The organism is Leifsonia sp. SIMBA_070 (assembly GCF_046534635.1).
Classification (GTDB): domain Bacteria; phylum Actinomycetota; class Actinomycetes; order Actinomycetales; family Microbacteriaceae; genus Leifsonia.
Genome location: NZ_JAWRYK010000115.1, coordinates 1 through 321 on the forward strand (window position 1 = coordinate 1; position 321 = coordinate 321).

At 63.6% G+C, this 321-nt stretch carries 1 protein-coding gene; it reads right to left on the reverse strand.

The features are described from left to right. Nucleotides 1–321 (reverse strand): ThuA domain-containing protein (locus SB754_RS19650; protein WP_410784076.1); only part of this gene is annotated, 321 nt, incomplete at both ends.

The window sequence follows — 321 nt, forward strand, 5'->3', positions numbered from 1 at the left end:
GATGAAGATCAGGTCATCGGGTTCGGGGATGTCGAACAGTTCCCCGTACATTTCCTGCTGGGGAATGACAATGGGGCTTTCAATCCCGGCCGCGATGGGATGGGACGGCTTGACCGTCCAGACCAGCTCGCGTTCGGCGTCGTTCCGCCACTGCAGCGAGCAGCTGGTCCCCAGCAGCTTGGTGAAGATTTTCGAGAAATGCCCGGAGTGCAGCACCACCAGCCCCATGCCCGCCAGCACATGCCGGTGCACGCGTTCCACGACGGCGTCGCTCACGTCGGCGTGGGCGCGGTGTCCCCACCACAGCAGGACGTTGGTCTG